At 61.3% G+C, this 24,644-nt stretch carries 25 protein-coding genes; 13 read left to right on the forward strand and 12 right to left on the reverse strand.

The window, feature by feature from the left end; genetic code table 11:
• Nucleotides 1–452: 452 nt before the first annotated feature.
• Nucleotides 453–941 (reverse strand): hypothetical protein, encoded by a 489-nt coding sequence (locus tag ACO08C_RS07220; protein ID WP_421784432.1) that lies wholly within the window; start codon nucleotides 939–941, stop codon nucleotides 453–455.
• A 267-nt stretch (nucleotides 942–1,208) separates the two neighbouring features.
• On the opposite strand from ACO08C_RS07220, the gene ACO08C_RS07225 reads away from it, so the two are divergent.
• The 4 genes from ACO08C_RS07225 (at nucleotide 1,209) to ACO08C_RS07240 (ending at nucleotide 7,899) form a co-directional block, all read left to right on the forward strand.
• Nucleotides 1,209–2,993 (forward strand): N-acetylglutaminylglutamine amidotransferase, encoded by a 1,785-nt coding sequence (locus ACO08C_RS07225; protein WP_421784433.1) that lies wholly within the window; start codon nucleotides 1,209–1,211, stop codon nucleotides 2,991–2,993.
• Nucleotides 2,990–4,765: an N-acetylglutaminylglutamine synthetase gene (ngg, locus tag ACO08C_RS07230; protein WP_421784435.1), complete on the forward strand. Its 1,776-nt coding sequence runs from the start codon at nucleotides 2,990–2,992 to the stop codon at nucleotides 4,763–4,765. The genes ACO08C_RS07225 and ngg overlap by 4 nt, the downstream gene beginning before the upstream one ends.
• Nucleotides 4,762–5,910, forward strand: a complete 1,149-nt coding sequence (locus tag ACO08C_RS07235; protein ID WP_421784437.1) for an osmoprotectant NAGGN system M42 family peptidase — start codon at nucleotides 4,762–4,764, stop codon at nucleotides 5,908–5,910. The genes ngg and ACO08C_RS07235 overlap by 4 nt, the downstream gene beginning before the upstream one ends.
• Nucleotides 5,911–5,997: 87 nt before the next feature.
• Nucleotides 5,998–7,899 (forward strand): cytochrome c peroxidase, encoded by a 1,902-nt coding sequence (locus tag ACO08C_RS07240; RefSeq protein ID WP_421784438.1) that lies wholly within the window; start codon nucleotides 5,998–6,000, stop codon nucleotides 7,897–7,899.
• Here ACO08C_RS07240 and ACO08C_RS07245 read toward each other — a convergent pair.
• Both ACO08C_RS07245 and ACO08C_RS07250 read right to left on the reverse strand, forming a co-directional pair.
• A complete protein-coding gene (locus tag ACO08C_RS07245; protein WP_421784440.1) occupies nucleotides 7,896–8,552 on the reverse strand; it encodes a DUF6445 family protein in 657 nt (218 codons plus the stop codon). The two genes, ACO08C_RS07240 and ACO08C_RS07245, sit on opposite strands and share 4 nt — an antisense overlap.
• Nucleotides 8,553–8,638: 86 nt before the next feature.
• Nucleotides 8,639–8,845 carry a hypothetical protein gene (locus tag ACO08C_RS07250; protein ID WP_421784441.1) on the reverse strand — a complete coding sequence of 69 codons (207 nt, stop codon included), beginning with the start codon at nucleotides 8,843–8,845 and terminating at the stop codon, nucleotides 8,639–8,641.
• Nucleotides 8,846–8,966: 121 nt separating this feature from the next.
• Between ACO08C_RS07250 and egtB the strand changes: the two genes are divergently transcribed.
• Entirely contained in the window at nucleotides 8,967–10,280 is a 1,314-nt protein-coding gene (egtB, locus tag ACO08C_RS07255; protein WP_421784443.1) for an ergothioneine biosynthesis protein EgtB, read from the forward strand.
• Nucleotide 10,281: 1 nt separating this feature from the next.
• On the opposite strand, the gene ACO08C_RS07260 is transcribed toward egtB, so the two are convergent.
• Nucleotides 10,282–11,061: an SDR family NAD(P)-dependent oxidoreductase gene (locus tag ACO08C_RS07260; RefSeq protein ID WP_421784445.1), complete on the reverse strand. Its 780-nt coding sequence runs from the start codon at nucleotides 11,059–11,061 to the stop codon at nucleotides 10,282–10,284.
• Nucleotides 11,062–11,202: 141 nt separating this feature from the next.
• Between ACO08C_RS07260 and ACO08C_RS07265 the strand changes: the two genes are divergently transcribed.
• The gene (locus tag ACO08C_RS07265; RefSeq protein ID WP_421784446.1) at nucleotides 11,203–12,078 is read left to right on the forward strand and encodes an isoaspartyl peptidase/L-asparaginase family protein; all 876 of its coding nucleotides are present in this window, start codon (nucleotides 11,203–11,205) and stop codon (nucleotides 12,076–12,078) included.
• A 14-nt stretch (nucleotides 12,079–12,092) separates the two neighbouring features.
• Nucleotides 12,093–12,608: an RNA methyltransferase gene (locus ACO08C_RS07270; RefSeq protein WP_421788663.1), complete on the forward strand. Its 516-nt coding sequence runs from the start codon at nucleotides 12,093–12,095 to the stop codon at nucleotides 12,606–12,608.
• Here the strand turns inward: ACO08C_RS07270 and ACO08C_RS07275 are convergent.
• The gene (locus ACO08C_RS07275) at nucleotides 12,605–13,288 is read right to left on the reverse strand and encodes a ChrR family anti-sigma-E factor (protein ID WP_421784448.1); all 684 of its coding nucleotides are present in this window, start codon (nucleotides 13,286–13,288) and stop codon (nucleotides 12,605–12,607) included. The genes ACO08C_RS07270 and ACO08C_RS07275 overlap by 4 nt on opposite strands.
• A 73-nt stretch (nucleotides 13,289–13,361) precedes the next feature.
• The gene (locus ACO08C_RS07280) at nucleotides 13,362–13,943 is read right to left on the reverse strand and encodes a sigma-70 family RNA polymerase sigma factor (protein WP_421784450.1); all 582 of its coding nucleotides are present in this window, start codon (nucleotides 13,941–13,943) and stop codon (nucleotides 13,362–13,364) included.
• 134 nt (nucleotides 13,944–14,077) lie between these two features.
• Here ACO08C_RS07280 and ACO08C_RS07285 point away from each other — a divergent pair, with 134 nt between their 5' ends.
• Nucleotides 14,078–14,575, forward strand: coding sequence for a hypothetical protein (locus ACO08C_RS07285; RefSeq protein ID WP_421784452.1), 498 nt, complete (start codon nucleotides 14,078–14,080; stop codon nucleotides 14,573–14,575).
• 1 nt (nucleotide 14,576) lies between these two features.
• Here ACO08C_RS07285 and ACO08C_RS07290 read toward each other — a convergent pair whose 3' ends face one another.
• Both ACO08C_RS07290 and ACO08C_RS07295 read right to left on the reverse strand, forming a co-directional pair.
• Nucleotides 14,577–15,323 carry a DUF6065 family protein gene (locus tag ACO08C_RS07290; RefSeq protein WP_421784454.1) on the reverse strand — a complete coding sequence of 249 codons (747 nt, stop codon included), beginning with the start codon at nucleotides 15,321–15,323 and terminating at the stop codon, nucleotides 14,577–14,579.
• Between the two features lie 10 nt (nucleotides 15,324–15,333).
• Nucleotides 15,334–16,554 (reverse strand): hypothetical protein, encoded by a 1,221-nt coding sequence (locus ACO08C_RS07295; RefSeq protein WP_421784456.1) that lies wholly within the window; start codon nucleotides 16,552–16,554, stop codon nucleotides 15,334–15,336.
• A gap of 90 nt (nucleotides 16,555–16,644) precedes the next feature.
• Here ACO08C_RS07295 and rlmN point away from each other — a divergent pair, with 90 nt between their 5' ends.
• From rlmN to ACO08C_RS07315, 4 genes are all read left to right on the forward strand, one after another.
• Nucleotides 16,645–17,781 carry a 23S rRNA (adenine(2503)-C(2))-methyltransferase RlmN gene (gene rlmN, locus ACO08C_RS07300; protein WP_421784457.1) on the forward strand — a complete coding sequence of 379 codons (1,137 nt, stop codon included), beginning with the start codon at nucleotides 16,645–16,647 and terminating at the stop codon, nucleotides 17,779–17,781.
• Nucleotides 17,778–18,629 (forward strand): GNAT family N-acetyltransferase, encoded by an 852-nt coding sequence (locus ACO08C_RS07305; RefSeq protein WP_421784459.1) that lies wholly within the window; start codon nucleotides 17,778–17,780, stop codon nucleotides 18,627–18,629. Before rlmN ends, ACO08C_RS07305 begins: the two co-directional genes overlap by 4 nt.
• Before the next feature lie 114 nt (nucleotides 18,630–18,743).
• Complete coding sequence (locus ACO08C_RS07310) at nucleotides 18,744–19,412, forward strand: extensin family protein (protein WP_421784461.1); 669 nt, start codon at nucleotides 18,744–18,746, stop codon at nucleotides 19,410–19,412.
• A 108-nt stretch (nucleotides 19,413–19,520) separates the two neighbouring features.
• Nucleotides 19,521–20,291, forward strand: coding sequence for a DUF3800 domain-containing protein (locus ACO08C_RS07315; protein ID WP_421784463.1), 771 nt, complete (start codon nucleotides 19,521–19,523; stop codon nucleotides 20,289–20,291).
• A 135-nt stretch (nucleotides 20,292–20,426) separates the two neighbouring features.
• On the opposite strand, the gene ACO08C_RS07320 is transcribed toward ACO08C_RS07315, so the two are convergent.
• Complete coding sequence (locus tag ACO08C_RS07320) at nucleotides 20,427–21,224, reverse strand: class I SAM-dependent methyltransferase (protein ID WP_421784465.1); 798 nt, start codon at nucleotides 21,222–21,224, stop codon at nucleotides 20,427–20,429.
• 172 nt (nucleotides 21,225–21,396) lie between these two features.
• On the opposite strand from ACO08C_RS07320, the gene ACO08C_RS07325 reads away from it, so the two are divergent.
• Nucleotides 21,397–22,140: a creatininase family protein gene (locus ACO08C_RS07325; protein ID WP_421784467.1), complete on the forward strand. Its 744-nt coding sequence runs from the start codon at nucleotides 21,397–21,399 to the stop codon at nucleotides 22,138–22,140.
• On the opposite strand, the gene ACO08C_RS07330 is transcribed toward ACO08C_RS07325, so the two are convergent.
• From ACO08C_RS07330 to tsaD, 3 genes are read right to left on the reverse strand one after another with little or no spacing between them, the layout of a single operon-like run.
• Entirely contained in the window at nucleotides 22,137–22,466 is a 330-nt protein-coding gene (locus tag ACO08C_RS07330) for a Rieske (2Fe-2S) protein (RefSeq protein ID WP_421784469.1), read from the reverse strand. The two genes, ACO08C_RS07325 and ACO08C_RS07330, sit on opposite strands and share 4 nt — an antisense overlap.
• A complete protein-coding gene (locus tag ACO08C_RS07335) occupies nucleotides 22,466–23,467 on the reverse strand; it encodes an NAD(P)H-dependent glycerol-3-phosphate dehydrogenase (RefSeq protein WP_421784471.1) in 1,002 nt (333 codons plus the stop codon). Before ACO08C_RS07335 ends, ACO08C_RS07330 begins: the two co-directional genes overlap by 1 nt.
• Nucleotides 23,464–24,552: a tRNA (adenosine(37)-N6)-threonylcarbamoyltransferase complex transferase subunit TsaD gene (tsaD, locus tag ACO08C_RS07340; RefSeq protein ID WP_421784472.1), complete on the reverse strand. Its 1,089-nt coding sequence runs from the start codon at nucleotides 24,550–24,552 to the stop codon at nucleotides 23,464–23,466. Before tsaD ends, ACO08C_RS07335 begins: the two co-directional genes overlap by 4 nt.
• Nucleotides 24,553–24,644: the final 92 nt, after the last annotated feature.

Consider the following 24,644-nt stretch of genomic DNA (forward strand, 5'->3'; position numbering starts at 1 on the left):
CGATCGTATCGATGCCCTTACTCTTGCAATCGAAATGGTTAATCAAGCGCAATTGCCGATAGAGGATCAGCTTTGCGAATGGTGCGGCACCGCCGGGCGGGGACAGGGGAGTGCCCGGCGGTGCCTGCAGGCCTCTAAGGCAGGCTGGGGGGACGCACACAGAGGCCTGTTTCCAATAATGCCTGCGGTCTCGCTAGGCGATGTAGAGGCTGGAGCCCGCACTTGTTGTCCAAAGCAGCACAACGGCCGATAGGATCGCAAACGCAAGTCCAACCGAGATGATGCGGTACATGGGGAGGCTCCGTCTCTCTCGCAACCATGATATGGGGCGGCGACGCCGTGTTTTCATCGCACCCCGTTTCACAAGCGCGTGAGAGACTGTGTTTCCGCAATGGAAAAAGGCTGCTCCCGAAAGAGCAGCCTTCGTCAAGTCATTGGTATTCTGTGGCTCTTCAGGCGGCCAATGCCTGCGCAAATACTTCGACGGCCTCTTCAGATGCCGCCTCTCCCCGCGCCGCGAAAACCTTGCCATTCATGGAAATCGCAACGCCCGCGTCCGCAATGTCCGGCGAGCTTGCAGCTTCGGCCAGCAGCGGAACATCGTCTGAAAGCGCAATAACCGGTTTACCGTCGCCGAGAAATTTCTTGAGCGCTGCCTGGGTCGATTCGCCGATACTGTGAGAATTACCGGGCAGCACCAGTGCGCAATACCCATCGAACTCCATTTCGCCAACGGTTGACGCAGGAACGAAATTCACGTCCTGGCCAGCTTCCGTCCGGCCAGTAAGCATGGCGTTGGTGTTCGACACAACCGCGACAGAAAAGCCTTTCTGTTCGAGCGGGCGGGTTGCGCGGGTGAATTGATCGGCGTCGAATTGCTGGCTTGTAACAGCGGCAATGCGGCCGAGCGATGGCTGACGTTTGCGATGAAAGCGGTTCATTCAACTCCTTCTACCCCGGGCCGTCACTGGCTGGAGGTTTTGGCTACAGATAATAATTGGACGCTTGAGACATAGTGATTGAACGCCGTAAATCAAGCGTCAAAGGCTGAATCGGCGATTTCGGAAGCATAATCCGGTAAGATGCAAAGTTACATCGGGTTCCTTGATTATTGATAGTTACGCTCTTAATTCTGGAACAGCTGCGGGTTCTGCGCGGATTGCTCGTAAATATTGTTATAGTGCAGAATGTATAGAGGGTAGTATTTAATGTGCGGAATTGCCGGAGATTTGCACTTCGATGGAAAACCCGCTGATCCATTTGTTCTCGACGCGATGGCGCAAGTCATGCAGCCGCGAGGACCTGACGGAGGCGGGCTTGTACTTCGGGGCGCGACCGGGCTAGCGCACCGTCGGCTCAAAATCATCGACCTTTCCGAGGCCGGCCGTCAGCCCATGGAGGATGCCGAGCTCGGACTGGCGATCGCTTTTAATGGCTGTATCTACAATCACGAATCGCTCCGCCAAGAGCTTTCGGAGAAAGGGTACCGGTTCTTCTCGACCTCCGACACGGAAGTCATCCTGAAAGCCTATCATGCCTGGGGCGCAGACTGCGTTCAGCGGTTCAACGGAATGTTCGCGTTCGCAATTACCGAGCGGGACAGCGGCAAATCGCTTCTCGCGCGCGATCGTATGGGTATCAAGCCGCTCTATCTGGCGGACACGGCCAAGGGGCTGCGTTTTGCTTCATCCTTGCCCGCATTGCTCGCGGCCGGAGGCATCGACCGCGCCATTGATCCAGCCGCCCTGCATCATTATTTCAGCTTTCATGCCGTTGTCCCGGCGCCCTACACCCTTTTCAAAGGCGTCCGGAAACTGCCACCGGCCACCCTCATGGAGATTTCGCCGGACGGCCGCCGCACAGAACGGTGCTACTGGTCACCTTCTTATGATCCCGAGCCTGGCGATAGCGGACTATCTGCCGGCGAATGGCAGGAGCGGATCGAGGCCGCCCTAAAGGCTGCCGTCAAGCGGCGCCTCGTGGCCGACGTGCCGGTCGGCGTCCTCCTGTCCGGCGGGCTGGACTCCTCGCTGATCGTCGGACTGCTCGCCGAGGCTGGCGCCACAGGGCTCAACACCTTTTCAATCGGTTTTGAAACCGTCGGCGAAGAGAAAGGCGACGAATTCGAGTATTCTGATATTGTTGCGGAGCATTTCGGCACCCGCCACCACAAAATCCCGGTCGAAACCGCGCGGGCGCTTCCGGCCTTGGGGCGCGCCATCGGCGCCATGTCGGAGCCGATGACATCTCATGACTGTGTCGGTTTCTATCTGTTGTCGGAAGAAGTCGCCAAGCATGTGAAAGTGGTTCAGTCGGGCCAGGGCGCTGACGAGGTTTTCGCCGGCTATCACTGGTATCCGCCCATGGCCGGGGCCAATGATCCGCTCGCGGCTTACCGTCAGGCCTTTTTTGACCGCGACCAAGACGACATGGCGCGGCTCGTCTCGCCGGCGTTGCTGTCCAAGGATGTTTCATCCGAGTTCGTGCGGCGGCATTTCGCGGCGAGCGGCGCCACCGATCCGGTAGACAAGGCGTTGCGGCTCGATTCCCACATCATGCTGGTCGACGATCCGGTGAAACGGGTCGACAATATGACTATGGCGCACGGTCTGGAAGCGCGCGTTCCCTTCCTTGACCACGAGCTGGTGGAACTTGCGGCGCGTTGCCCTGCCGAACTGAAAATGGCGCAAGGCGGGAAGGGCATACTCAAAGACATTGCCAGGGACCATATTCCGCATGCTGTCATCGACCGGCCGAAGGGTTATTTCCCGATGCCGGCCCTAAAATACTTGCGCGGACCCTATCTCGAAATGGTGCGCGATGCGGTGACGTCAAAATCGTTCCGCGACCGTGGTCTCGTGCAAGAAGATTATATTGCACGGCTGTTGGATGACCCTGAAGCCCACATCACACCCCTGCGCGGCTCAAAGCTCTGGCAGGTCGGTGTCCTCGCGCTGTGGCTGGCACAGCATGATAGCGGCGCTCCCGCATGACACCGAAGCGGTCAAAATCCGGCCGGATTCGCGAAGCCACACAGCACCGGCTCAAGCGCTTGCGGCGGCAATCCGGGCTCGAACCGCCGCCGGATTCCCTACCGCCGGCACACTCCGAACAGGCCGGTGTTGCCGTTGATTGCGGGTGGGGCCGGCTGGTTTTCTGCCAGACCTTTGCCAGCAACGAGGCCATAGCTGCCGAGCTTCGCGACGAAGGCGAGAACCGCCGCGATATCGCTGTTTATGTGCGCGATCCGCATGTCCTGCTGGCGATTGCGCCCACCGAGCTGTTTCTCGATCCTTCTCATACCTACCGCCTTGATCTGAACCGGCCTGCCACGCCAAAGGACAGGCCGCGAGGGTTTTCGATCCGGCGCTTGTCCTCCGCCTCGGATGCCGAGGCGATCAATCGCATCTACGCGGCTAACGGCATGGTCCAGCTCGACCCGGAATTTCTCTGGAAACGGCGCGATTCCCGGATTGTGACCGTGTTTGTTGCCGAAGATAATGAGAGCGGTGAGATTATCGGCACGGTGAGCGGCGTCGATCACGCACGCGCCTTCGACGATCCCGAAAAGGGCAGTTCTCTTTGGTGCCTTGCGGCAGATCCGACAGCACGGCTGGCGCGCATCGGAGACGCGCTGACCCGGCATCTCGCGGCGCATTTCCAGGTGCGCGGATGCGCCTTCATGGATCTGTCGGTCCTGCACGACAATACGGCGGCAATTGGTCTCTACGAACGGATCGGCTTCAAGCGCATCCCGTTCTTCGCAGTAAAGCGGAAGAATCCGATCAATGAGGCTCTGTTCACCGGGCCGCCGCAAGAAGAGACGCTCAACGCTTATGCGCGGATCGTCACAACGGAAGCCCGGCGGCGTGGCATCGCGGTTGAAGTGCTGGATGGCGAGGGCGGTTTTTTCCGTCTGACACATGGCGGCCGATCGATTGTGTGCCGCGAAAGTCTCTCCGAGCTGACCAGCGCGGTCGCCATGAGCCGGTGTGATGACAAGGCTGTTAGCCGGCGATTGATGGAGCAAGCGGGCCTGCCTGTGGCGAAAGCCGTCGATGCCGATGACCGGGACGCCGCGCTGGCGCTCCTGAAGAACGCCGGGGAGGTCGTGGTCAAGCCGGCCAGGGGTGAGCAAGGCCGCGGCGTTACAGTGGGTATTCGCACGAAGGCGGCACTTGATGCCGCGATCCTGTCGGCCCGGGCGCAATGCCCCGAAGTGTTGGTCGAAACCTATGCGCCTGGCGATGATCTGCGGGTCATTGTGATTGACGGGAAGGTCGTCGCGGCGGCCCTGCGCAAGCGGCCAACCATTGTCGGCAATGGCCAGGCCACGGTCCGCAAGTTGATCGAAGGCCTGTCGCGCCGACGGCAAGCGGCCACGGATGGCGAATCGCAAATCCCGCTGGATGCGGAAACGCAACGCTGCGTCGGCGATGCCGGCTACGACATGGACGATGTGCTGCCGGTGGACACGGTGATCGAGGTGCGGAAAACCGCAAACCTCCACACCGGTGGCACGCTGCACGATGTGACCGCGGACCTGCATCCGTCGCTGGTTGACGCATCGGTTCGCGCAGCCAGCTGTCTCGATATTCCGGTCGTTGGTCTGGACTATATTGTCGAGCGCCCGGACGGCGACCGGTTCGTATTCATCGAAGCCAATGAACGCCCCGGACTGGCCAATCACGAACCCCAGCCGACGGCGGAACGTTTCATCGATCTGCTGTTCCCACAGACAGCGCGACGCCGGGAAGAGACATGACGACCCGACTCGAGATTGACCAAGATTATCTGAAGAACACGCTCGCCCATCTGCTATCGATTCCGAGCCCGTCCGGCTACACGGATGCTGCCGCGCGCTGGGTGACCGAGGAACTCGAGCGCTTAGGGGTCGAAACCGAGCTTACCCGGCGCGGCGCCATCCGGGCGCGGATACCCGGAGAGCAGGACCAACCTGCGCGCGGCATCATCGCGCATATCGATACGCTTGGGGCCATCGTTCGCCAGGTCAAGGACAACGGGCGTCTGGCGCTGGCACCGATCGGGCACTGGTCATCGCGTTTTGCGGAAGGCGCGCGGGCGACGATTTTCTCGGAAGCCGGAAGCTTTCGCGGCACCATTCTGCCGTTGAAGGCATCGGGACATGTCTATGCCGACGAAGTCGACGAGCAGCCGGTCAATTGGAAGCAGGTCGAGCTTCGTATCGACATGCCGATTTACAGCCGCGAGGATGCCGAGCGCGCGCATTTGGCGGTCGGCGACATCGTGGCCATCGACCCGCAGCCGGAGTTTTTCGACAATGGCTTCATCGTTTCGCGGCATCTCGACGACAAGGCCGGTGCTGCCGCGCTGCTAGCGGCCATCAAAGCCCTCAAAGAATCCGGCCAGAAACCACCGGTCGACACCATTTTCCTGTTCTCGATTTCGGAGGAAGTCGGGGTCGGCGCGTCATCGATTGTCACCCATGACATTGCCTCGATGGTCGCGATCGACAACGGGGCCGTCGCGCCCGGTCAGGGCTCCAAGGAAACCGGCGTCACGATCGCAATGGGCGACATGACCGGTCCGTTTGACTTTCACCTGACCCGAAAGCTGATCGATCTTTGCCGCGACAATGATATCCGGTTCCAGCGGGATCATTTCGAGCATTATCGCTCGGACAATGCCTCGGCCGTCGAGGGCGGCGCAGACATCCGAACTGCGCTGATCACATTTGGCGTCGATGCCAGCCATGGTTATGAGCGCACCCATATCGACGCGCCAGTCAGTGTCGCACAGCTCGTGACAGCTTATGCCCTAAGCGAGATCATCATTCAGCGCGATGCGGAAGAATTGGGCGGGCTGGAGGGCTTCACCGATCAGCCTACAGAGGCGGCGCGCGGGTCGAAAGGTCACCGCACCGACTAGCGCCATTTGGCGACGGATTATCAACACTCGCGCGTTAGGCCTATTGGGGACGACGCTTTTGAGACTCAAAAGCGAGGACAGGCGCGTATGAAAACTCTGATTCCGGCCCTCATAGCGGGCCTTATTCTCCCCATTTTTCCGGTATGGGCCCAAGACAATGGAACGACGATTGTCGCGGCCGTGCTTCCGGCGAGCCGGGCCGTGCGTACAGGTGACACTGCGACGGCTTTCGCCACGCTGATTAATGCCGGCAGCAATACCGCCGAGAATTGTAGCATTTCGTTGAGCGCCGGAGGCCCGACCGGCAGTTTTTCGTTCCAAACGACTGATGCATCCAATGCGCTTTCGGGCTCGCCGAACACCGCCGTAGATATTCCGGCCGGCGCCTCCCAGAGCTTTGTCTTCGCGTTCACGCCATCCCAGCCCTATTCCGGCGGAGATTTGCCACTGTCGTTCGACTGCGACAACACGGGGGCGGCGGCCGCTACTCCGGGTGTCAACAGTTTCTGGATGAGCGCCTCGGACCCGCCGGGCGCCGATATTGTCGCAATTTCGGATTCTGGCGCGAGTGTCGGCCTGAACTCGCTACCCGGCGTCGTCGAGACAGTGGATCGCCAACGCAATGGCGCGTTTGTTGTTGCCATCAGCAATGTCGGCAGCGCCGGCAACCTCGTCGCGCGTCCGGTGCTGAGCGATGAATCGCTGACGGTCACGCCGCGGATCTGCCAGACCGATCCTGCGACCGGCGCTTGCTTGGCACCGGCTGTTTTGAGCGTCAATTTCTCGATAGGTGCGAATGCGACGGCGAGTTTCGCTGTCTTTGTGGAAGATGGATTGCCGGTGGCGTTCAACCCGGCAACCAACCGGATCGCCGTTCGGTTCGAAGAGGACGGTGCCTTGAGGGGATCGACTTCTGTGGCCGTGCGCACGCTGATGTCAGAACCGGTATTGCCACAGATTCCCTATTTATATGCCGATGCCGACGTGACGCTGCCGACCCATTATCGAAACGGTCCGGTTGCCGCCGCCGACAACACGCCGATCCAGAATCACATCACCAATCCAGGCGCCGCGTTGGGACGCGTTCTGTTCTACGAGCGCCGCTTATCAGCCAATAACACGACCTCCTGCGCGAGCTGTCATATCCAGTCGACCGGATTTTCCGACACGCTGCGGTTCTCGCGCGGGTTCGCCGGCGAGCTTACCGAAAGGCACTCTCCGGGCCTGTCGAATGCGCGCTATTACGCGAACGGTCACTTTTTCTGGGATGAGCGCGCGGAAACGCTCGAAGACCAGACGCTAGCCCCGATTCAGAGCGAGGTCGAAATGGGGCTGACACTGGAGGAGGCTGTGGCGCGGATTGCCGCCGAGGCTTTCTATGCGAATTTGTTTGCGGACGCTTTCGGCGATCCGGAGGTGACGTCGGACCGGATGGCGGAGGCGATGGCGCAATTTGTGCGGTCCATGACATCGGCCGATTCGCCTTTTGATCGGGCCCTTGCCGATGGGCCGCTGGGATCACCGGCCTTCCAAGCCCACTTCTCGGAAGCCGAATATCTCGGCTTGCAGCTTTTCATGCCGGTGCCGGGCTCGACCATCGAGGATGTCGGCTGCGCGGCCTGCCATAACACGCTCGCGCATATCAGCGACGACGTTCACAATATTGGCCTCGATGCCGGAAATGATGCCGATGCGGACCCCGGAAACGGGCTCGGTGAGTTTAAATCACCGTCGCTGCGGAATGTCGGCGTGCGCACCCATTTCATGCATGACGGCCGGTTTACCAGCCTGGCGGAAGTCATCGAACACTATAATTCCGGGATCATCGGCAGCCGCAATCTTGATCCGCGTCTGCGGGACGGTCCGGGGCAGCCGCAGCGTTTGAACCTGACCGCCGAAGAGGCCGCCGCACTGGAAGCCTTCATGCACACGCTGACCGACAACATCTTCCTGACCGACCCGCGCTTCTCGGATCCGTTTGTCGATTAGCCCGAGGCTTCAGCGCGGGTTAGCTCGGCCTTTTCGGCTTCAAGCTGCGCGGCGCTGTGAAAGAACAGAAGATAGACCAGCCGGCCGTTACTGATATCCGTTCCAAAGCCAGGTCCGGCATTGTGAAAATACCAGGGCCGGAAGAGAATCAGGCGATTGAAGCGCATCGGCACATGCATGACGTGCGCCCAAGCGTCCGGATTCTTGGTGTCGGGCAACGCCATGTTTTTGACGTAGTCTGCATAGGACTTGGCGCCCGTTCGCGCGAGCTGGTCCGGCGTATAGGGCGCGTGTTCCAGTCCGGATTTTTTGTGACGGAAGAAGTCGGTTCCGCCCTGGCAATACTGGTCGGGCGTAAGAAAGTAGACGCAGGTCCAGTGGCACGGATCAACGTGAACGCCGCCCCGGCCATCTTCGCCTTCAAGGCTTAGACGGAAGCGGGCAAAACTATCTCCTCCGGCCGCTACCAGTCTTTCGCCGAGCAGGTTTTCGATTTCCTCCTGGAAACCCTCAAGATGGATTTGCTGACGGGAGTTGCGGCCGGGATAAAGGACAGACGCGGGCGCCGGAGGAAATTCCAATGTCGAAGCGGCTTCGCGAAACCGTTCCGCATTATTCATGACGTTGTCAACGATCACGAGCGAGCGGTTCATGCTTTCCCCCAAATCGGGACAAAGCTATTGGCGCGCGGCTTGCCAGCAGCTTTCGCGGACGTTACCCCCGCGTAAGGTAGATCGCGTTACCGTGATGGTTCGGAGTGCAGATCGATTTCGGGCCGATCACCCTCCATCACCGCAACAAAAAGATCGATTTGCCGGGCAACCTCCGCCTTCAATTCCGGAGGAATCTCAACCGCTTCCTGTGCTTGAGCACGTATGTGCTGCGGACATAAGGCCGCAATAAGGATCATGAGCGCCGCAACGGACACTCCTGCCAACAATTTCATCTTGCCCCCTCCCCAGACGGCTGAATCATTACAGACCGTTCATATTCGTCCGTCAAGGGCGGCGGACTAGCCCTGCCGTGCCGCCCTGATAGGATGAGGGCTGCAGTTCAGGAAACCTCACATGACGCATCCGGCCCTGGCTTATCGCCCTCAGTTTGACGATCGGTCCGCCTGTCTCGACCACTTCAAGGCCGTTCGCGGTGAGACGCTGCAATTGACAAGCGGCCTTTGCGCCGAAGACATGCAGGTCCAAACAATGCCGGACGTCAGCCCGACGAAATGGCATCTCGCGCATGTCACCTGGTTTTTCGAGACCTTTCTCGCGAAGCGTTTCATTCCGGACTATGAAGTTTTCGATCCCGGATACAATTATCTGTTCAATTCCTATTACGAGCAGGTCGGCGAGCAATGGTCGCGACCGGATCGAGGGCTGCTGTCGCGGCCGCGACATGCCGACATTCTTGCCTATCGCGAACATGTCGAGGGAGCGGTCGCGCAACTGATCGAACAGGCCAGCGAGACCGATTGGCTCGACATCGCACCGCTACTTGAACTCGGCCAGCAGCATGAGCGCCAGCACCAGGAATTGTTGCTGACCGATATAAAGCATGTGCTCTCGCAGGCTCCCAATCCACATGCGCCCTTTTCCGGCACCATCGAGCCGGCCAGGCGACCGGGCGACATGCGGTTTATCTCTATGTCCGGAGGCCTTGTGGAGATCGGCGCCAGCCAGGCGGATTTCGTATTCGACAACGAATTGCCGCGACACAAGCGCTGGCAGGAAGATTTCGAGATTGCGGCGCGTACCGTCAGCAATGCCGAGTTCGCCGAGTTTGTCGCCGACGGCGGTTACAAGAATCCGCGATTCTGGCTGTCTGACGGCTGGGCCTGGGTAGAGGAGAACAACGTCCGGCACCCGCTGTACTGGCGTGAAACCGACGATGGCTGGCAAGAGTACACGCTGCACGGTCTCGTCCCGCTCCAGCCCGGACTGCCAGTTTGCCATGTCAGCGCTTATGAAGCGGCAGCCTTCGCCGAGTGGAAAGGGATGCGCTTACCGACAGAGACCGAGCTGGAGTTGCTTGCGCGCGCCCATCCGGCCGAGGGCGTGCTGCTCGGCGATGATGAACGCTATCATCCCGGCCGACTGGACGATCAGGAGGTCGCGCAGGGCGTGTTCGGCGATGTCTGGGAGTGGTCCTCGAGCGGCTATGAAGCCTATCCCGGCTATCATCCGCCCGATGGCGCAGTCGGCGAATACAATGGGAAATTCATGTCCGGCCAACAGGTACTTCGCGGAGGTTCCTGCGCCACCGAGCGCAACCATATCCGCGCGACCTACCGCAATTTCTTCCCGCCCTCTGCACGCTGGCAGTTCACCGGAATCCGGCTGGCCAAGCGCACACGCCCGGCCAGCTCGCTAAAATCCGCCTAACCTATTTCGGAGGCATGCGGGCGCCGGCATCGAGCCGTACGCATTCCGCGTTGATGTAGCCATTCGTCACCATGAATGCGACGAGGTCCGCATACTCATCCGGTGTGCCGAAGCGTTGCGGAAACTGCAGGTGAGAGGCCAAGTTGGTTTTCACCTCCGGCGGCATCTGCTGGTAGATCGGTGTCTCGAAGAAGCCCGGCAGAATCGTGTTCACGCGGACGCCTTCGCGGGCGAGGTCGCGGGCCATCGGCAGGGTCATGCCGTCGATACCGCCTTTCGAGGCGGAATAGGCGACCTGACCGATCTGGCCGTCCTGGGCGGCAACCGAAGCGGTGTGCACGATGATGCCGCGCTCGCCGCCATCGTCTGGTTCGTTGGACAGCATGCCTTCGGCCGCAATCGCCGCGCAGTTGAACGAACCGATCAGATTGATGTTCACGACCAGTGCAAATTTATCGAGCTGGTGACGGACAATGTCGCCCTTGGAGGAACGCCGCGCCGTTTTTTCAGCCCAGCCAATGCCGGCGCAATTGACGAGGACGCGCTCCTGGCCATGTGCCTCGCGGGCCTTGGCGAAACCGGCCTCGACGCTGTCGACATCTGCGACATTGACCTGGCAGAATACGCCCCTCAGCTCGGACGCGACCGCCTCGCCGCGTTCGGCGTTGAGGTCGAAAATGGCCACTTTAGCGCCCTCAGCAGCGAGCCGGCGCGCCGTGCCTTCGCCCAGTCCGGATGCGCCGCCGGTGACAATCGCAGCTGTGTCGTTGGTAATTTTCATGGAACTCCCCATTCGGCCAATCGAGTGCTGCCGCCGACATAGCGTCTTCGCCAGCTAAAGTGAACGGTGTTCAACGGTTTTGCTGACATCCGGCGCGGTGCTAGAGGAAAGCATGGCTCCACCGCCAAAAGGATATGCGCGATGACGTCCAATCCCTTCTCCCTGGTCCTGCATGGCGGCGCCGGGGTGCTGGCTGACCGTTCCTACCAGAAAGAAATTGACCACATGCGCGCGCTGGCCGGCGAGGCGAAGGAGATGCTGGGCGACGGGATGGCCGCACTCGACGTTGTGGAGCGCGTCGTCTATGCGCTTGAGACCAGCGGGCTCTATGTCGCCGGCAAGGGGTCCTCGCCCAATACCGACAATCGCTACGAGCTGGACGCCGCCATTATGGATGGCGCGACCCGCAACGCCGGAGCGGTCGCGGCGATGGAGGGTTTCGTCTCGCCGATCCAGGCTGCCCGGAAGGTGATGGAAACCACACCGCACGTCATGCTGGCTGGCTGGGGTGCAAACAAGCTGGCGCGCGAAGCCGGACTGGAAGCCGTCGACGATCCGAAAAGCTACTACAAGCCGGCCGCCGTTCCGGACAACCGTGCCATTGCGACCGGTACCGTCGGTTGTGTGGCGCGCGACCGGGATGGGCGTCTGGCCGCGGCGACGTCGACAGGCGGTACGCTTAAAAAGACGCCGGGCCGGGTGGGCGACTGCCCGTTGATCGGTGCCGGCACCTGGGCCGATCAGGAAATCGCACTGTCTTGCACCGGCCAAGGGGAATATTTCATCCGCTCGCTGGCCGCCGGAACCGCGGCGGCGCGCGTGCGCTATCTGCACGAAAGCCCGGACGAGGCTTGTCGTTGGGCGCTGAAAGACGTGAAACGGCTGGGCGGCGACGGCGGTATCATTGCCGTCGGCCGGGATGGCCGAGTCGCCTATCCCTACAATTCAGAAGGCATGAAATGCGCCGTGTTGCACGCCGACGGGCGGATCACAGCCGGCGTACAGGACCAGACATGAAGCCGATCCGGCCTTTGAAGGGCTATTTCGGCATCGGCGCAGAGGAAATTTCCAAACCCATGAATCTGGGCGCAATCCTGCGCACAGCTCATGCGTTCGGAGCCAGCTTTGCCTTCACGGTAAACGCGCACCACAAGGCGCGCTCCGTGTTTGATTCGGATACGTCGCGGGCGCTGAAAAATGTGCCCTATTATGGCTGGGAGTCGCTGTCCGAAATGCGTCTACCGAAAGGTTGTGCGCTGGTCGGGATCGAGCTGGCCGACGATGCGATCGATCTGCCGAGCTTCCGGCATCCGCGGGCCGCGGCTTATGTTCTGGGCCGCGAGCGCGGGTCGCTGTCGGAGGAGATGCTGGCCATGTGCGACCACATCGTGCGCATTCCGACGAAGTTCTGTGTCAATGTCTCGGTGGCAGCTGCCATCACGCTCTATGACCGGACGCTGGCCATGGGCGGGTACCCGGAACGTCCGGTGATGCCAGGCGGGCCCGGTCTATCCGCGATCGAAGCGTGGAATTTAAAACAGCACTAGCCGCCGAAGAGGCGCTGTACCGCACCTAAAGCACCGGTGAATTTGAGAGAGCCATCCGTCACCGCCAGCGCGAAACAAACTTCGCCCGGTTCGGCGATCGGTCTGTGCGTCGTTTCGGCGCCAACGGCACACAGGTCGCCCTTGCCGTAGCGGTTATGGCCATCCGAGAAGGCTCCGGCGAGAACCAGTGTGAACTCGCGTCCATCATGCGTATGGCTCGGAGAGCCGTGACCGGGTTCAATCCGCAAGAGCTCGGCCTTTGCGCTGCCTTCGCTTGCAAGCTCGATTCGCCGCACGCCGGGCGCTGCGAAACGCCATTGCCCGCCCGCTTCGAGGGCTTTCTCCCGGACCGGATCGGGCAGGTTCAGCAACTCGCCAATTGCGTTTTCGGTCTGGCGTGCGACGTTTTGCGGTGCGGCCGCGTTTAGTCCCGCGGCCTCCCCGGCTCCGGCTTCAACGGCCTCGACCATGGCGAGCGCTATATCGACGGCATCATCCGCCAAGGCCTGGCCGGGCGCGGATTCAAACAGGGCCGCGGCCGTCACCTCTGCATCGGCCATGGCTTCGGCAACATCCGAATTGATGGCCGCATAGGTTTCGACGAGCAGCCGCATGGGTTCGCTTAACATGCCGGCGGCATGCGCGATCAGCAGCTCGTCATCCTTTGAAACCAATGTCATCGTTTACATCTATACCTAGTCTTTGTTTTTTCGATATGATCCGTCTCGAATATCCGTCAAGGGTCAAAGCGAGCTAAATATCTCCTGGATCAAACTGACCCCGCAATTTTCCGAAGGCCAGCCGGATGCGGGATTTCACCGTTCCCAGCGCCACACCTTCCTGTTCCGCGATCTCCGAATGCGAGAGACCATCGAAAAAAGCGAGGCGGAGCAGCCGAACTTGATCGTCTGGAAGCAATTTCAAGGCCTCGTGCACACGTGCCTCGCGATCGCGGGCATGGGCAGCGGAATCCGGTGCTTCGGTCTCGACCGGCTGTAGCATCGGCTCATCGGCGTCGAGGTCCGGTTTGTTGGCGCGGCGTGCCATATCGATGCGGCGGTTGCGGGCGATCCGGAATATCCAGGTCGAAGCCGAAGCCTGACGCGGATCGAACTGTCCGGCTTTTCGCCACACCGTCAGCAGGACCTCCTGCGCCAGCTCCTCGGCTGCCGCATCGTCAGTCGCCAGGCGTTTGAGATAGCCCTTCACGCGGGGGGCATAATAGGTGAACAAGGCCTTGAAACATTCGCGGTCGGCGCGGGCACATCCCTGAACCCATGCATCGAGCTGTTCACGCGATGGTGCCGCCCCGCTGTCATTCTGCGCCTGTGTCAACCAAGCCCCCTGATATGCAATTCCGCCTAGCAGATAATTCGGGCGCGCGGAAAGGCTGTCTGCCATTAACTGCCCATAAAGCGCCGCATTGCAGGGATGAGATAGAATCCAGAAGCCGCGAGCCGAACGCCGACATGTTCCGTCTTTCCAGTTTGATCCTTTTTGTGTGCCTCGGTGCCAGCACCGCCCTCGCGCAGGAGGCCCAGAACCAAGGTGCCTATGGTGACTGGGTCGTCCTGACACGAGACACCGCAGAAGGCCGGGTGTGTTTTGCGGTCAGCGAACCGCAGGAAAGTTCGCCGTCCAATGTCGATCACGGATCGGTCTTTTTCGTTCTTTCTACCTGGGCCAATGGCGCTGCGGAAGAACAACCCCGCTTTATCGCCGGCTATCCGCTACGTCCGGAGACGCCACCACGGGCGCGCATCGGGTCGAGCCGGTTTCAGATGTTCGCCGCAGGACAAGACGGTTTCGTCGAGGACCTTGAGGATGAAGGCGATCTCGTTCGCGATATGCGGCGGGGTGCCAGCATGCGGATTGAAGCCACCAGCCAACGCGGCACGGCGACCTCCTATCTGTTCTCTCTGCAAGGCGTGACCGCGGCGCTGCAACGCGTCGAAGCTTTGTGCTGACCTATTTTATCGGTTTGCGGAAGGGTTTGACGCGCAGCTTGATCTTGTGATCGCGGGCTCCTTTGGAGCCGTCGGGGCGCAGACCGCGATAATAGGTTTTCTGCCACTTTTCCTCAACGGCGTTTTCCTCGAGCGCCGCCAGTCGCTGGGCAAAATCACCCCGGCTTTTCCGCCAGGTTTCGAAGTCCTCAAAGGCCTTCGGTTCGGACTGGATTGGCGCGATGACCGGATCGAAGCGTTCAAACATGTCACGCCGCAATGGGAAAAAATGGGCGATGGCTTCGCCGGCGTCAAAACGCACGCTGCCCGGTTGGGTAAAGCGCCAATTCATGGTGAAGGAATAGGGGCTCCAATCGGTCTCGATGATACCGGACAAAGGCGCGATACCATGCTTGATGCCATTCATCGGCCCGGTCACGAAGACATTCCAGCCCGGCGGGGTGCGCAACAGGAAATGCAATTCGAAAGTCAGCACACCGGAGCCAAAATTGGCGAGCGGCCCGCCGCTAAGGCGTTCTGAAGGTGGTTGATCGAAGCGTATCGCGACATCAGTCGGCGCAGTTCCACCGTTCCAGTCCGCCTCGAAACCGACCGGCGTCGTCACTTCCCAGCCATGCTGGTTGGCAATAGCTAGCGGCAGGCAGCGATAGGCGAAACTTTCCGGCGTGTCGTCCATCCAGTCGCGTCGGGCTTCAGCGGGGCGAACGGGCGGTTCTTCTGCGGAGAGCGGGTAGAGCGTCAGTCTCATGCGCGGAGTCTTACTCCGCTACGACGATCTCCGGAACCGGTTGCGGCAGGCGCGGCAAAAGCCGTTTCGGCAAGTGCCTGATCACGGGATTGAAGTGGCAGGCGAGGGCCGGCAGCGGATCGTCAGGGCTGAACACGCCGTGCACGGCGCCGACAGAGTTCCAAAGGGAAAGTCCGAAGCGTGAGACGAGCTGGCCATAACGCTTTTCGCGCAGCAGCTTCTTGTAGGTCTGGTTCTCTCCCTTGAGCCAGACAAAGCGCTGACCGCGTTTATAGGCCCACGGATCGGGACGATGCGCCAAGGGCGTGCCTTCGACGAGATCGGCGAACCAGTCAATATAGGGCAGAACAGATTCAACCAGTTTCGAATTGGCGCCCAACCGCGGATTGATCTCCAGGAAGGTGATTTCGCCGGTTTGCTTGTCGAGCAGGAACTGCGCCGATCCGGTGCCGTGATAGCCCAACGCCTCGACCAGCCGGGTCGCATAATCGGCCAGTTCCGGGACCGGTTCGATGGTCCGTGCGAATGTGCCGTAACCCGACGCATCACCGGCCGTGGTCAGACCAACCTCGACATTGACGCCGGCATGGAGGCGGCCGCGGTCCGCGGTCCAGTAGAGATTGTGGCGTCCGCCGGCATTATAGCGCTGGATCATGAGCTGCTTGTGGCCTTCGGTCGGCCAGTCCGTACAAACCGCGTCGAAAGTTGCGCGGTCATGGCAAACCAGAACTTTCACGCCGTAGACATCGTGATTGCACTCGACGGCACGGACAACGAGCGGAAAACCGATGTCTGCCGCTGCGGACTTCAGGTCAGCAAAGTTGTCGACGGTAATCCGCGGGGCGACCGGGATTCCGCAATCCGCCGCAAGTTTGGCCGCCCGCGACTTGTCGGTGACCCGGCGCACAGTCTCGGCGGCGACGACATACTGCAGAACATGGTCCGGCAGTCCGGCACCATGGTCCGTCAGGAAGCGCACGCCGGTCTCGTCAACCGGGAACAGGCCAGTGATTTCGGGATAGGCCGCGAAAATACGGTTGAGATCTGCCAAGGCCCGTTCGGGCGTCTCCACGAGATCCGCCATGGTCAGCGAACGTGTCACGAAGCGGGACAAGTTGAGATAGTCACATGGGCCGTCGATCCCGGCATAGACATCACGTCCGCGTCCCGCCATGGCGCGCGCTACCGCAAGGCTGCAGCGATTGTGGTCAATCAGCAAAATACCGGACATGGCAGGATCCTCCTGTCCGGATTACTGCAACCGGCGTGCCGGAATGCCCCTCTCGCTTTTGCTGCCAAGATGATATATGTCCGCGCGCCCATGACAGCTGCATTGAACATATACGACCCTTCCACCCGTCCGGCAGCCAGTCCGTCCTCTCTGGCGGGGCTCACGCGTCCGCAGATGCGCGAAGCGATGATCGCAGCCGGTGTCGACGAGCGGAAGGCGAAGATGCGCGCCGACCAGGCCTGGCGCTGGGTCTATCACCATGGCGCGCGCGATTTCGACGCGATGACGAATATCGCCAAGGATATGCGTTCCGTCCTCAAACAGCATTACACGCTGGCGCGTCCGGAGATCGTCGAGCGCCTGGTGTCGGTCGACGGAACGCGCAAATACCTGATCCGGCTCGCGCCCGGCGTGGAATGCGAGACGGTGTTCATCCCGGATGTTGGCCGTGCCGGCGCGCTGTGCGTGTCGAGCCAGGTCGGCTGCACGCTGAACTGCACCTTCTGCCATACCGGGACGCAGCCGCTGGTGCGGAACCTCAGCGCGCAGGAAATCGCCGCCCAGGTGATGGTGGCGCGCGACGATCTGGCGGAATGGCCGACCTCAAACGAGAATCGGCAGATCACCAATATCGTCTTCATGGGCATGGGCGAGCCGCTCTACAATCTGGATGCGGTGTCCGATGCGATCGACATCATTTCGGACGGTGACGGGATCGGAATCGGCCGCCGGCGTATGACGGTGTCCACCTCAGGCGTGGTTCCGAAGATTCCCGAGCTCGGCGAACGTACCAAAGCCATGCTGGCGATCTCGCTGCACGCCACCAATGATGATTTGCGCAATGAGCTGGTGCCGCTGAACAAGAAGTATCCGATTGCCGAGCTGATGGAGGCGATCAAGGCCTATCCGGGTCTCGGCAATTCCAATCGCGTGACCTTCGAATATGTGATGCTGAAAGGCGTGAATGATTCGCCAGCCGAAGCGCGGGCTCTGGTCAACCTCCTCAAGGGCATCCCTTCGAAGATCAATCTCATCCCGTTCAACCCGTGGCCGAACAGCCCGTACGAGTGCTCGGACTGGGAGACGATCGAGACCTTCGCCGAAATCGTCAATCGCGCGGGCTATGCCTCGCCCATCCGTACGCCGCGCGGCCGCGATATCTTTGCCGCCTGCGGCCAGTTGCGTTCGGAATCGAAAAAGCTCCGGGCGAGCCAGCGGCGGGCATGAGTTCCGCCGTTCTCTATCGCTGGCAGCTAAAGGCTGGCACCGAAGAAACATTCCGCAGAGCGTGGGTCGAAGGCACGCAGCTGATCCACAAGCAATGTGCGTCTTACGGTGCGCGGTTGCACAAGGATGCGGACGGCGTGTTCTGGTCCTATGCGCGCTGGCCGTCCGAAGCGGTCCGTAGCGCGTGTTTCGAGACACACGATTTTTTCTCTATGGACTGTTTCAAAACGATGCAGGCCTGCATCGAAGAGCGCTTTTCCGAAACCGTGCTGACGCTCACCGATGATGAACTCGCCGAGCGGGGACCGTCGCACGACGTGCCGCGGCTGAAAACCGAGCGACTTATCCTTCGGGCCATCCGGCAAGACGATGCCGAGGCCCTCTTTCCGGCGCTTTCGGACGAAACAAACATGCGTTACTGGTCGCGCGGACCGCTGGCGAGCGTCGAGGCGGTTTACGATTATCTGGCGTGGAATGCGTATGGCGAGGGCTGCCAGTGCTGGGCCGTCGAGCACAAGAATGCGCCGGGCGACGCTCTGGGGTGGGTTATCCTGATGGACAAGGCTCACGGCCAAGCCGAGATCGGCTTCATGTTCCGGCCGGATGCGCAGGGTCAAGGATTTGCCTTCGAAGCCGCCCGCGAGATGCTTGATTACGCCAAGTCCGCGCGACAATTGCGGCGGATTTGGGCCGACGTCGATCCGGACAATACCGCCTCGATCCGGTTGATCGAAAAGCTGGGTCTCGGTTATGAGGGTCAGCTGAAGGCTAATTGGGAAACGCATATAGGCGTACGCGACAGCCTGATCTACGGGCTGGCCGTGCCTGAAAATCGCCAAAAAGATTAGGTCTACCGCCCCGTCATGTCCTGGAAGACGCCAAACTCCAACCGCTCACCGCGTGACGGCCTCTGGGCCGGGTTGCCCTTGGCTTTTCACATCGCCGTGCGCGGGGCGATCGTCATGTTCGCATTTCTCGGCGTGTTGGCCGTTTTCTATTATGTGGAATCCATGCCCGACGGCGCCAAGGCCTGGGGCGAGGCCGATCTCGAAGAGCCAATCCGGCTGTTTACCTCGCAACAGATCCGAGCGCTGCGCGACAATCCGCAAGCCTGTTTCGCGGCACTCGATGGCTCGAATATGAGCTTTGCGCAGGTCGAGCCGCAATCCGCGACGCCGCAGTGCCGCTGGCAGGCGGGCGTGTCCATTTCGGGTTCCAATCTCGATTATGCCGATCCGCAACCCCCCGTGGCATCCTGCGCGCTGGCCGCCGCGCTTTACGTCTGGGAACGCGAGATCGTGGCGCCCGCCGCGGCGCGCCATCTTGATTCCGAGGTGTCCGAAGTCCTGCATTACGGCACCTATAACTGCCGCCGTGTGAACTCTTCGCAGGCCGGCCGCTGGTCGCAGCATGCCGGCGCGAATGCCATTGACGTGTCCGGATTCAGGCTCGCCGACGGCCGCGTCATCAGCGTTCGCGATTGGGATGATGGCGGTGCGGAAGCCGAGTTTCTCGTCGAGATCCGCGACCGCTCCTGCGCCATTTTCACGGGCGTGCTCGGTCCGGACTACAACGCCGCGCACGCCGACCACTTCCACCTCGATATGGGCCCGTGGGAAATCTGCTCCTAGCCGGCGCCTTTTTACGGGACCCAGTTCTGGCTCCCCTTTGAGGCGAGCGCGCTTCCGTCGCTACAATGTCACGTGTTAACCATAAGGTGGCCCAAGGGGTGGTGCGCCATGTATCTGATGTATGTCGACGAATCCGGAGATGCCGGCCGTGAGCCGGGTTCAAGTCCGGCTTTTGTGTTGGGCGGACTCATCGCGCCCTCCAGCAAGTGGACCGAGATCGAGAAAGAGCTCGTCGACCTGCGTCGATCTCTCGGTGCGCAGTACGGGCTGAAATCGTCGGACGAACTTCGTGGCTCAACCCTGATGCGCAAGGGCCCCGGCGATGCCGCCCGGAGGGTGGCGTTGATTGAAGCGGCACTGAAAGGGTTGGCCGGCATAAAAGCGTTGCGGGTGTTGCTGACCGTGGTCCGCAAGAAAAACCTGCCGCCGGAAACCGACGTATTCCGTGCCGGCTGGTCAGCCCAGCTCGGATATTTTGACGGGTTTCTGGCGCGGTCCGGCTCGCGCGGACGCCAAGGCGGTGCGCAAGGTTTCGTAGTGGCCGACCGGACCCAGTCTGCACAGCTCGACAAGCTTGTCCGGGCGCTGCGGCGCGAACGGCCGGTCAGGGAATCCTACGGCCTGATCCGGAAGCGGCGGCGGATCGTGAATCGCCCGCTGCAGAATGTGATTGAGCTGCCGCAGCATCAGGATTCGCGGCGCAGCTTATTGATTCAGGCGGCGGACCTCTGCGCTTACGCGGTTTATCAGAAAGAAACGCCTGCGATGGCCGTCAAGGCGCACAAGGGTGATGAACGCTTTCTGAAAGCTTTGGAACCCGCAATATTGAAGGGCGATGGCGCCGATGCTTCAGGCGTTCATGTAATTGAAAATGCCTGATGCTGGGTTGGCGTCTGGAAACAGAACGGGCGGTACATCTGCATAGCGACGTACCGCCCGATCATTGCTTAACCTTGTCGGGCCTTTCGGCCGAACTCAGCTCGCGAAATAAATATAATCGTTCTGCGCGTATCTTCAAAGCGGTTTACGATACAACAATACAAATCGATCGGTATTGCCGCGAATGGACGGATCAAAAACCGAAACGGTGAGGCTATCGTCCGGATTGGCCAGCAGATCGGATTCCGCTGCCAGCTCGAAACCCACGGCTTCAATCTCCTCGCGAACAAAGGCTTCATCGATCCGGTGATAATCGCCGACCACGCTGTCGCCCGTACCCGGCTCGGCCCGATGATCCACGACCAGGTACACGCCGCCCGGACGCAGGGCATTGTAAATCGACCGGTTCATCGCGATCCGGTCTTCCCGCGTCGGCGCCGGGAATCCCTCCTGCTCCCAGGCCTGATCGTGATAGATCAGCACCATCATCGCGGCGTCGAGCTCGTTATTGTAGTCATCCAGGATACCGCTCACCGGCGAAACGAGGCGGGTGACATTGTCGCGTTCGGCCGCCAAAGCGGTGATGGCCTCATCGGCATTGGGGAAACGCTCGACGATCCAGTCCATGTTTTCGGCGATGACTTCGCCTTCCGCGCCGACCGCGCCGGACAGGATTCGCGAATAATATCCGCTGCCGGCCCCGAGATCGGCGACCCTCCAGCCGGGCTGCACGCCGACAAAGGTGAGCATTTCCGCCGGGTGGCGTCCCGCATCGCGTTCGGTCTGCGATTCCGGTCGGCCGGGATCGTTGACCGCCGCGACAATGTGAGCCGCAGGCTCGACCGGCCCGGTCGAAACGTCAGTTTCAGACGTGTCGCTGGCCGAACAGGCCGCCAGAGTAAATGCCGACAAACAGGTGAGTGCTATTCGCATTGTGTTCCCCTCGATAGTCGCCAGCAGTTTTTCGATTCCCCAGGCGCTGGCAAGTCCTCATCGACGCACAGTTTTGTGAATAACCGACCCTTGCAATCCACTGTTTGCGCAACCGCTTGCATTCATTGCGCTTGAAGCGTAGCCCTGCACGGACAGGCAAGAGGGTAAACGCATGCTGCTGCATCAATCGACCTGGCAGGAAATCGAAACCTTTCTCGAGACTTCAACCGGTGTCGTGATTCCGATCGGCTCGACGGAACAGCATGGCCCGAACGGCCTGCTGGGCACCGACGCGTTATGCCCCGAAATCATCGCCCACGAAGCAAGCAAGGCTTCGGATATTCTGGTTGCGCCGACGTTCAATGTCGGGATCGCTCAGCACCATCTCGGCTTCGCCGGAACCATCACGCTGCGGCCTTCGACCATGATTGCGGCCTTACAGGACTGGATCGACAGCCTGGTGCGGCATGGGTTTACACGTATCTACTTCCTCAACGGCCATGGCGGCAATGTTCCGACCATCCAGGCCGCGATCGCCGAAAGCTATAGCGACTGGTCGATGTCTGGCGAGGCTTGCCCTTACCGGCTGACGAGCCGCAATTGGTGGGAGCTGCCGGGCGTCGCGAAAGTCTGCCGCGACGTTTTCCCGGTGGGTGATGGTTCGCACGCCACCGCTTCGGAAGTGGCCGTGACCTATTTTGGATATCCGGCTTCGGTGAAACGCGTTGAGATGAGCCCGAAGATCGCGCCCGACGGCGATTTCGCTGATGCCGCCGACTACCGGGCCACCTTCCCGGACGGGCGGATCGGCTCCGACCCCTCGCAGGCGACGCCGGAGAAGGGCGAGACCATCACGTTGGCGGCGCGCGACGCCCTGATTGAGGAAGCGACGCGCTTTTTCCGGTCGAACGACTAGGCGACAACCACTTCATTGCCGACAATATCAATGGCGATCGCGGTCAGCGGATCGCCCGCCGGCCCGCCGGTGCAGGCGCCGCTTGCGGCATCGAAGGTCGCACCGTGTACCGGGCAGATAATGTTGGTGTCCTTATGCACGAAGACGCGTCCGTCCGGCAGGGCTAGCGAGCGGCCGGCATGCGGGCAGACATTCACGTAGCATCGCACATCCGCGCCGGCGCGCACGAGGATGAGTGGCGTGTCCTGCCAGTCGACGGCGACCCCACCTTTGTCAGGTAGCCTGTCGACGTTAGCAAGCACGGTGCCGGCCGGCGGTCTGTCCATCAATCGCCCTCGGCGGTGAAGGGCCGGGACAGGAGCTGATCCATCGCCGTATCGACGTCTAGCCTGCCGTCGAGAATGGCATGCATGGCCTCGCAGATCGGCATCGACACGCCGGCCTTCGCGGCCAGCGCGGCGATCGCCGGGGCGCTGGACACGCCCTCGGTGACAGCCCGCCTTTTGGCGAGAACATCCTCAAGCTTTTCGCCGCGCCCCAGCGCCATGCCGCAAGACATGTTGCGCGATTGAGGTGAGGAGCAGGTCAGGACGAGATCACCCAGCCCGCACAGTCCGGCCAGTGTCTCGCGCTCACCACCCAGCGCCACAGCAAGTCGGGTCATCTCGGCAAATCCGCGCGCGATGAGAGCAGCATGGGCGGATCTGCCGAGTTCGCGCCCCTCGACTATGCCGCAGGCAATGGCTAGCACATTCTTCACCGCACCGCCGATCTCGGCACCGATCAGATCGCCGGACCAGTAAGGCCGGAAGCGCGGTGTCCCGATCGCCTCCATGAGGGCGTGACCCAGCGATTTATAGCGCGTGGCCAGCGTGACGGCCGTCGGCAGGCCACGGGCCACATCGATCGCGAAACTGGGACCGGACAGCACGGCGGGGATCGCGGCGGGTATCTCCTCATCGAGTACTTCAGTCATCAGCTTTAGCGTGGATTGCTCGATCCCCTTGGCGCACAACAGGATCGGCAGGGCGTCAGCCGCATGCGGCGCAAATGCCCGCAGAACGGCGCGCAGATGCTGGGCCGGCGCAACCGCCAACACGGCACCACATTCCGCAAGGTCAGCGAGATCGCTTGTGGCGCGGATACGGTCGCTGAGCGGCGCATCGGGCAAATACACGGTGTTCACATGTTCCCGATTAATGGCCTCGGCGACGTCGTCCTCATGCGCCCAGAGAGTCACGTCGCGCCCGGCGGTCGCCGCCGTCTGGGCCAGCGCCGTGCCCCAGGCCCCGGCTCCGATCACGCCGATGGATTGATATTCGCTCATGCCTTGGGTCCCTTCCGCCCCGATCCGATCGCCGGCTGCAGATTGGCCGATGCCGCATCCAATGGCCAGCGCGCCCGGGCGGGCGCGTCGAGCGGATCTGTTTCGCCAAGTATAAAGCGCTCGGCCCCTGCAAGTGCGATCATGGCAGCATTGTCAGTGCACCATTTGATAGGCGGAGCCAGCAGGCGGAAGCCTTTGGCGCTGGCGGCTTCGTCAAGCGCCCGGCGGATGGTGCGATTGGATGCGACACCGCCAGCAACAACAAGAACCGGCGCGTCGGCTTCAGGATAAGCTTCCGCGAAATGATCCATCGCGAAGCTGGTGCGCTCGGCCAGGGAGGCGGCGATACGCGCCTGCATGGCGGCGGCAAGATTAGCCGCGTCCTGTTCGTTCGGCGCGTTGAGCCCATCCCAGATCTGGCGGGCGGCGGTCTTCAGCCCCGCGAAGGAGAAATCGAAGCCGGGCCGGCCCTGCAGCGGGTGGGGCAGGGCGAAGCGCTCCGCATCTCCGGCCTCGGCGGCGCGTTCGAGCGCCGGCCCGCCAGGGAAGCCGAGCCCCATCACCTTGGCGGTCTTGTCGAAAGCCTCGCCGGCGGCATCGTCGAGGGTTGAGCCGAGCCGGCGATAGCGGCCGACCGCCTCGGCGATCAGCAATTGCGTATGCCCGCCGGACACCAGCAATAGGAGGTAGGGAAAGGCGAGCGGTTCGACGAGCCGCGGCGACAGCGCGTGGCCTTCGAGATGATTGACCGCAATCAGTGGTTTGCCGCTGCCCAGCGCCAGCCCCTTTGCGGTCATCAATGCTGCCATCACGCCGCCGATGAGGCCGGGACCACTGGTAGCAGCAATGGCATCCATGTCTTCCAGCTTTAGTTCGGCCTGTGACAGCGTCTCGGCAACGAGCGTATCCATGACCTCGGCATGGGCGCGCGCGGCGATCTCCGGCACGACGCCGCCGAACGGGGCGTGGGCGGCGTCTTGGCTGAGCACGCGCTCGGCCAAAACGTCGACGTGACCTTTGGGGTGACGACGGACAATGGCGACAGCTGACTCATCGCAGCTCGATTCCAGGCCGAGCACCGTCACCGGAATCTCTTGCGCAGGCGGGGATGACGCGTCTATGTCCATGGCATGCTCGATACTCCGCCGATGCCTTCATGCGCAACTCGCGAATGCGC

The organism is Hyphobacterium sp. (assembly GCF_965229905.1).
Taxonomy (GTDB): domain Bacteria; phylum Pseudomonadota; class Alphaproteobacteria; order Caulobacterales; family Maricaulaceae; genus Hyphobacterium.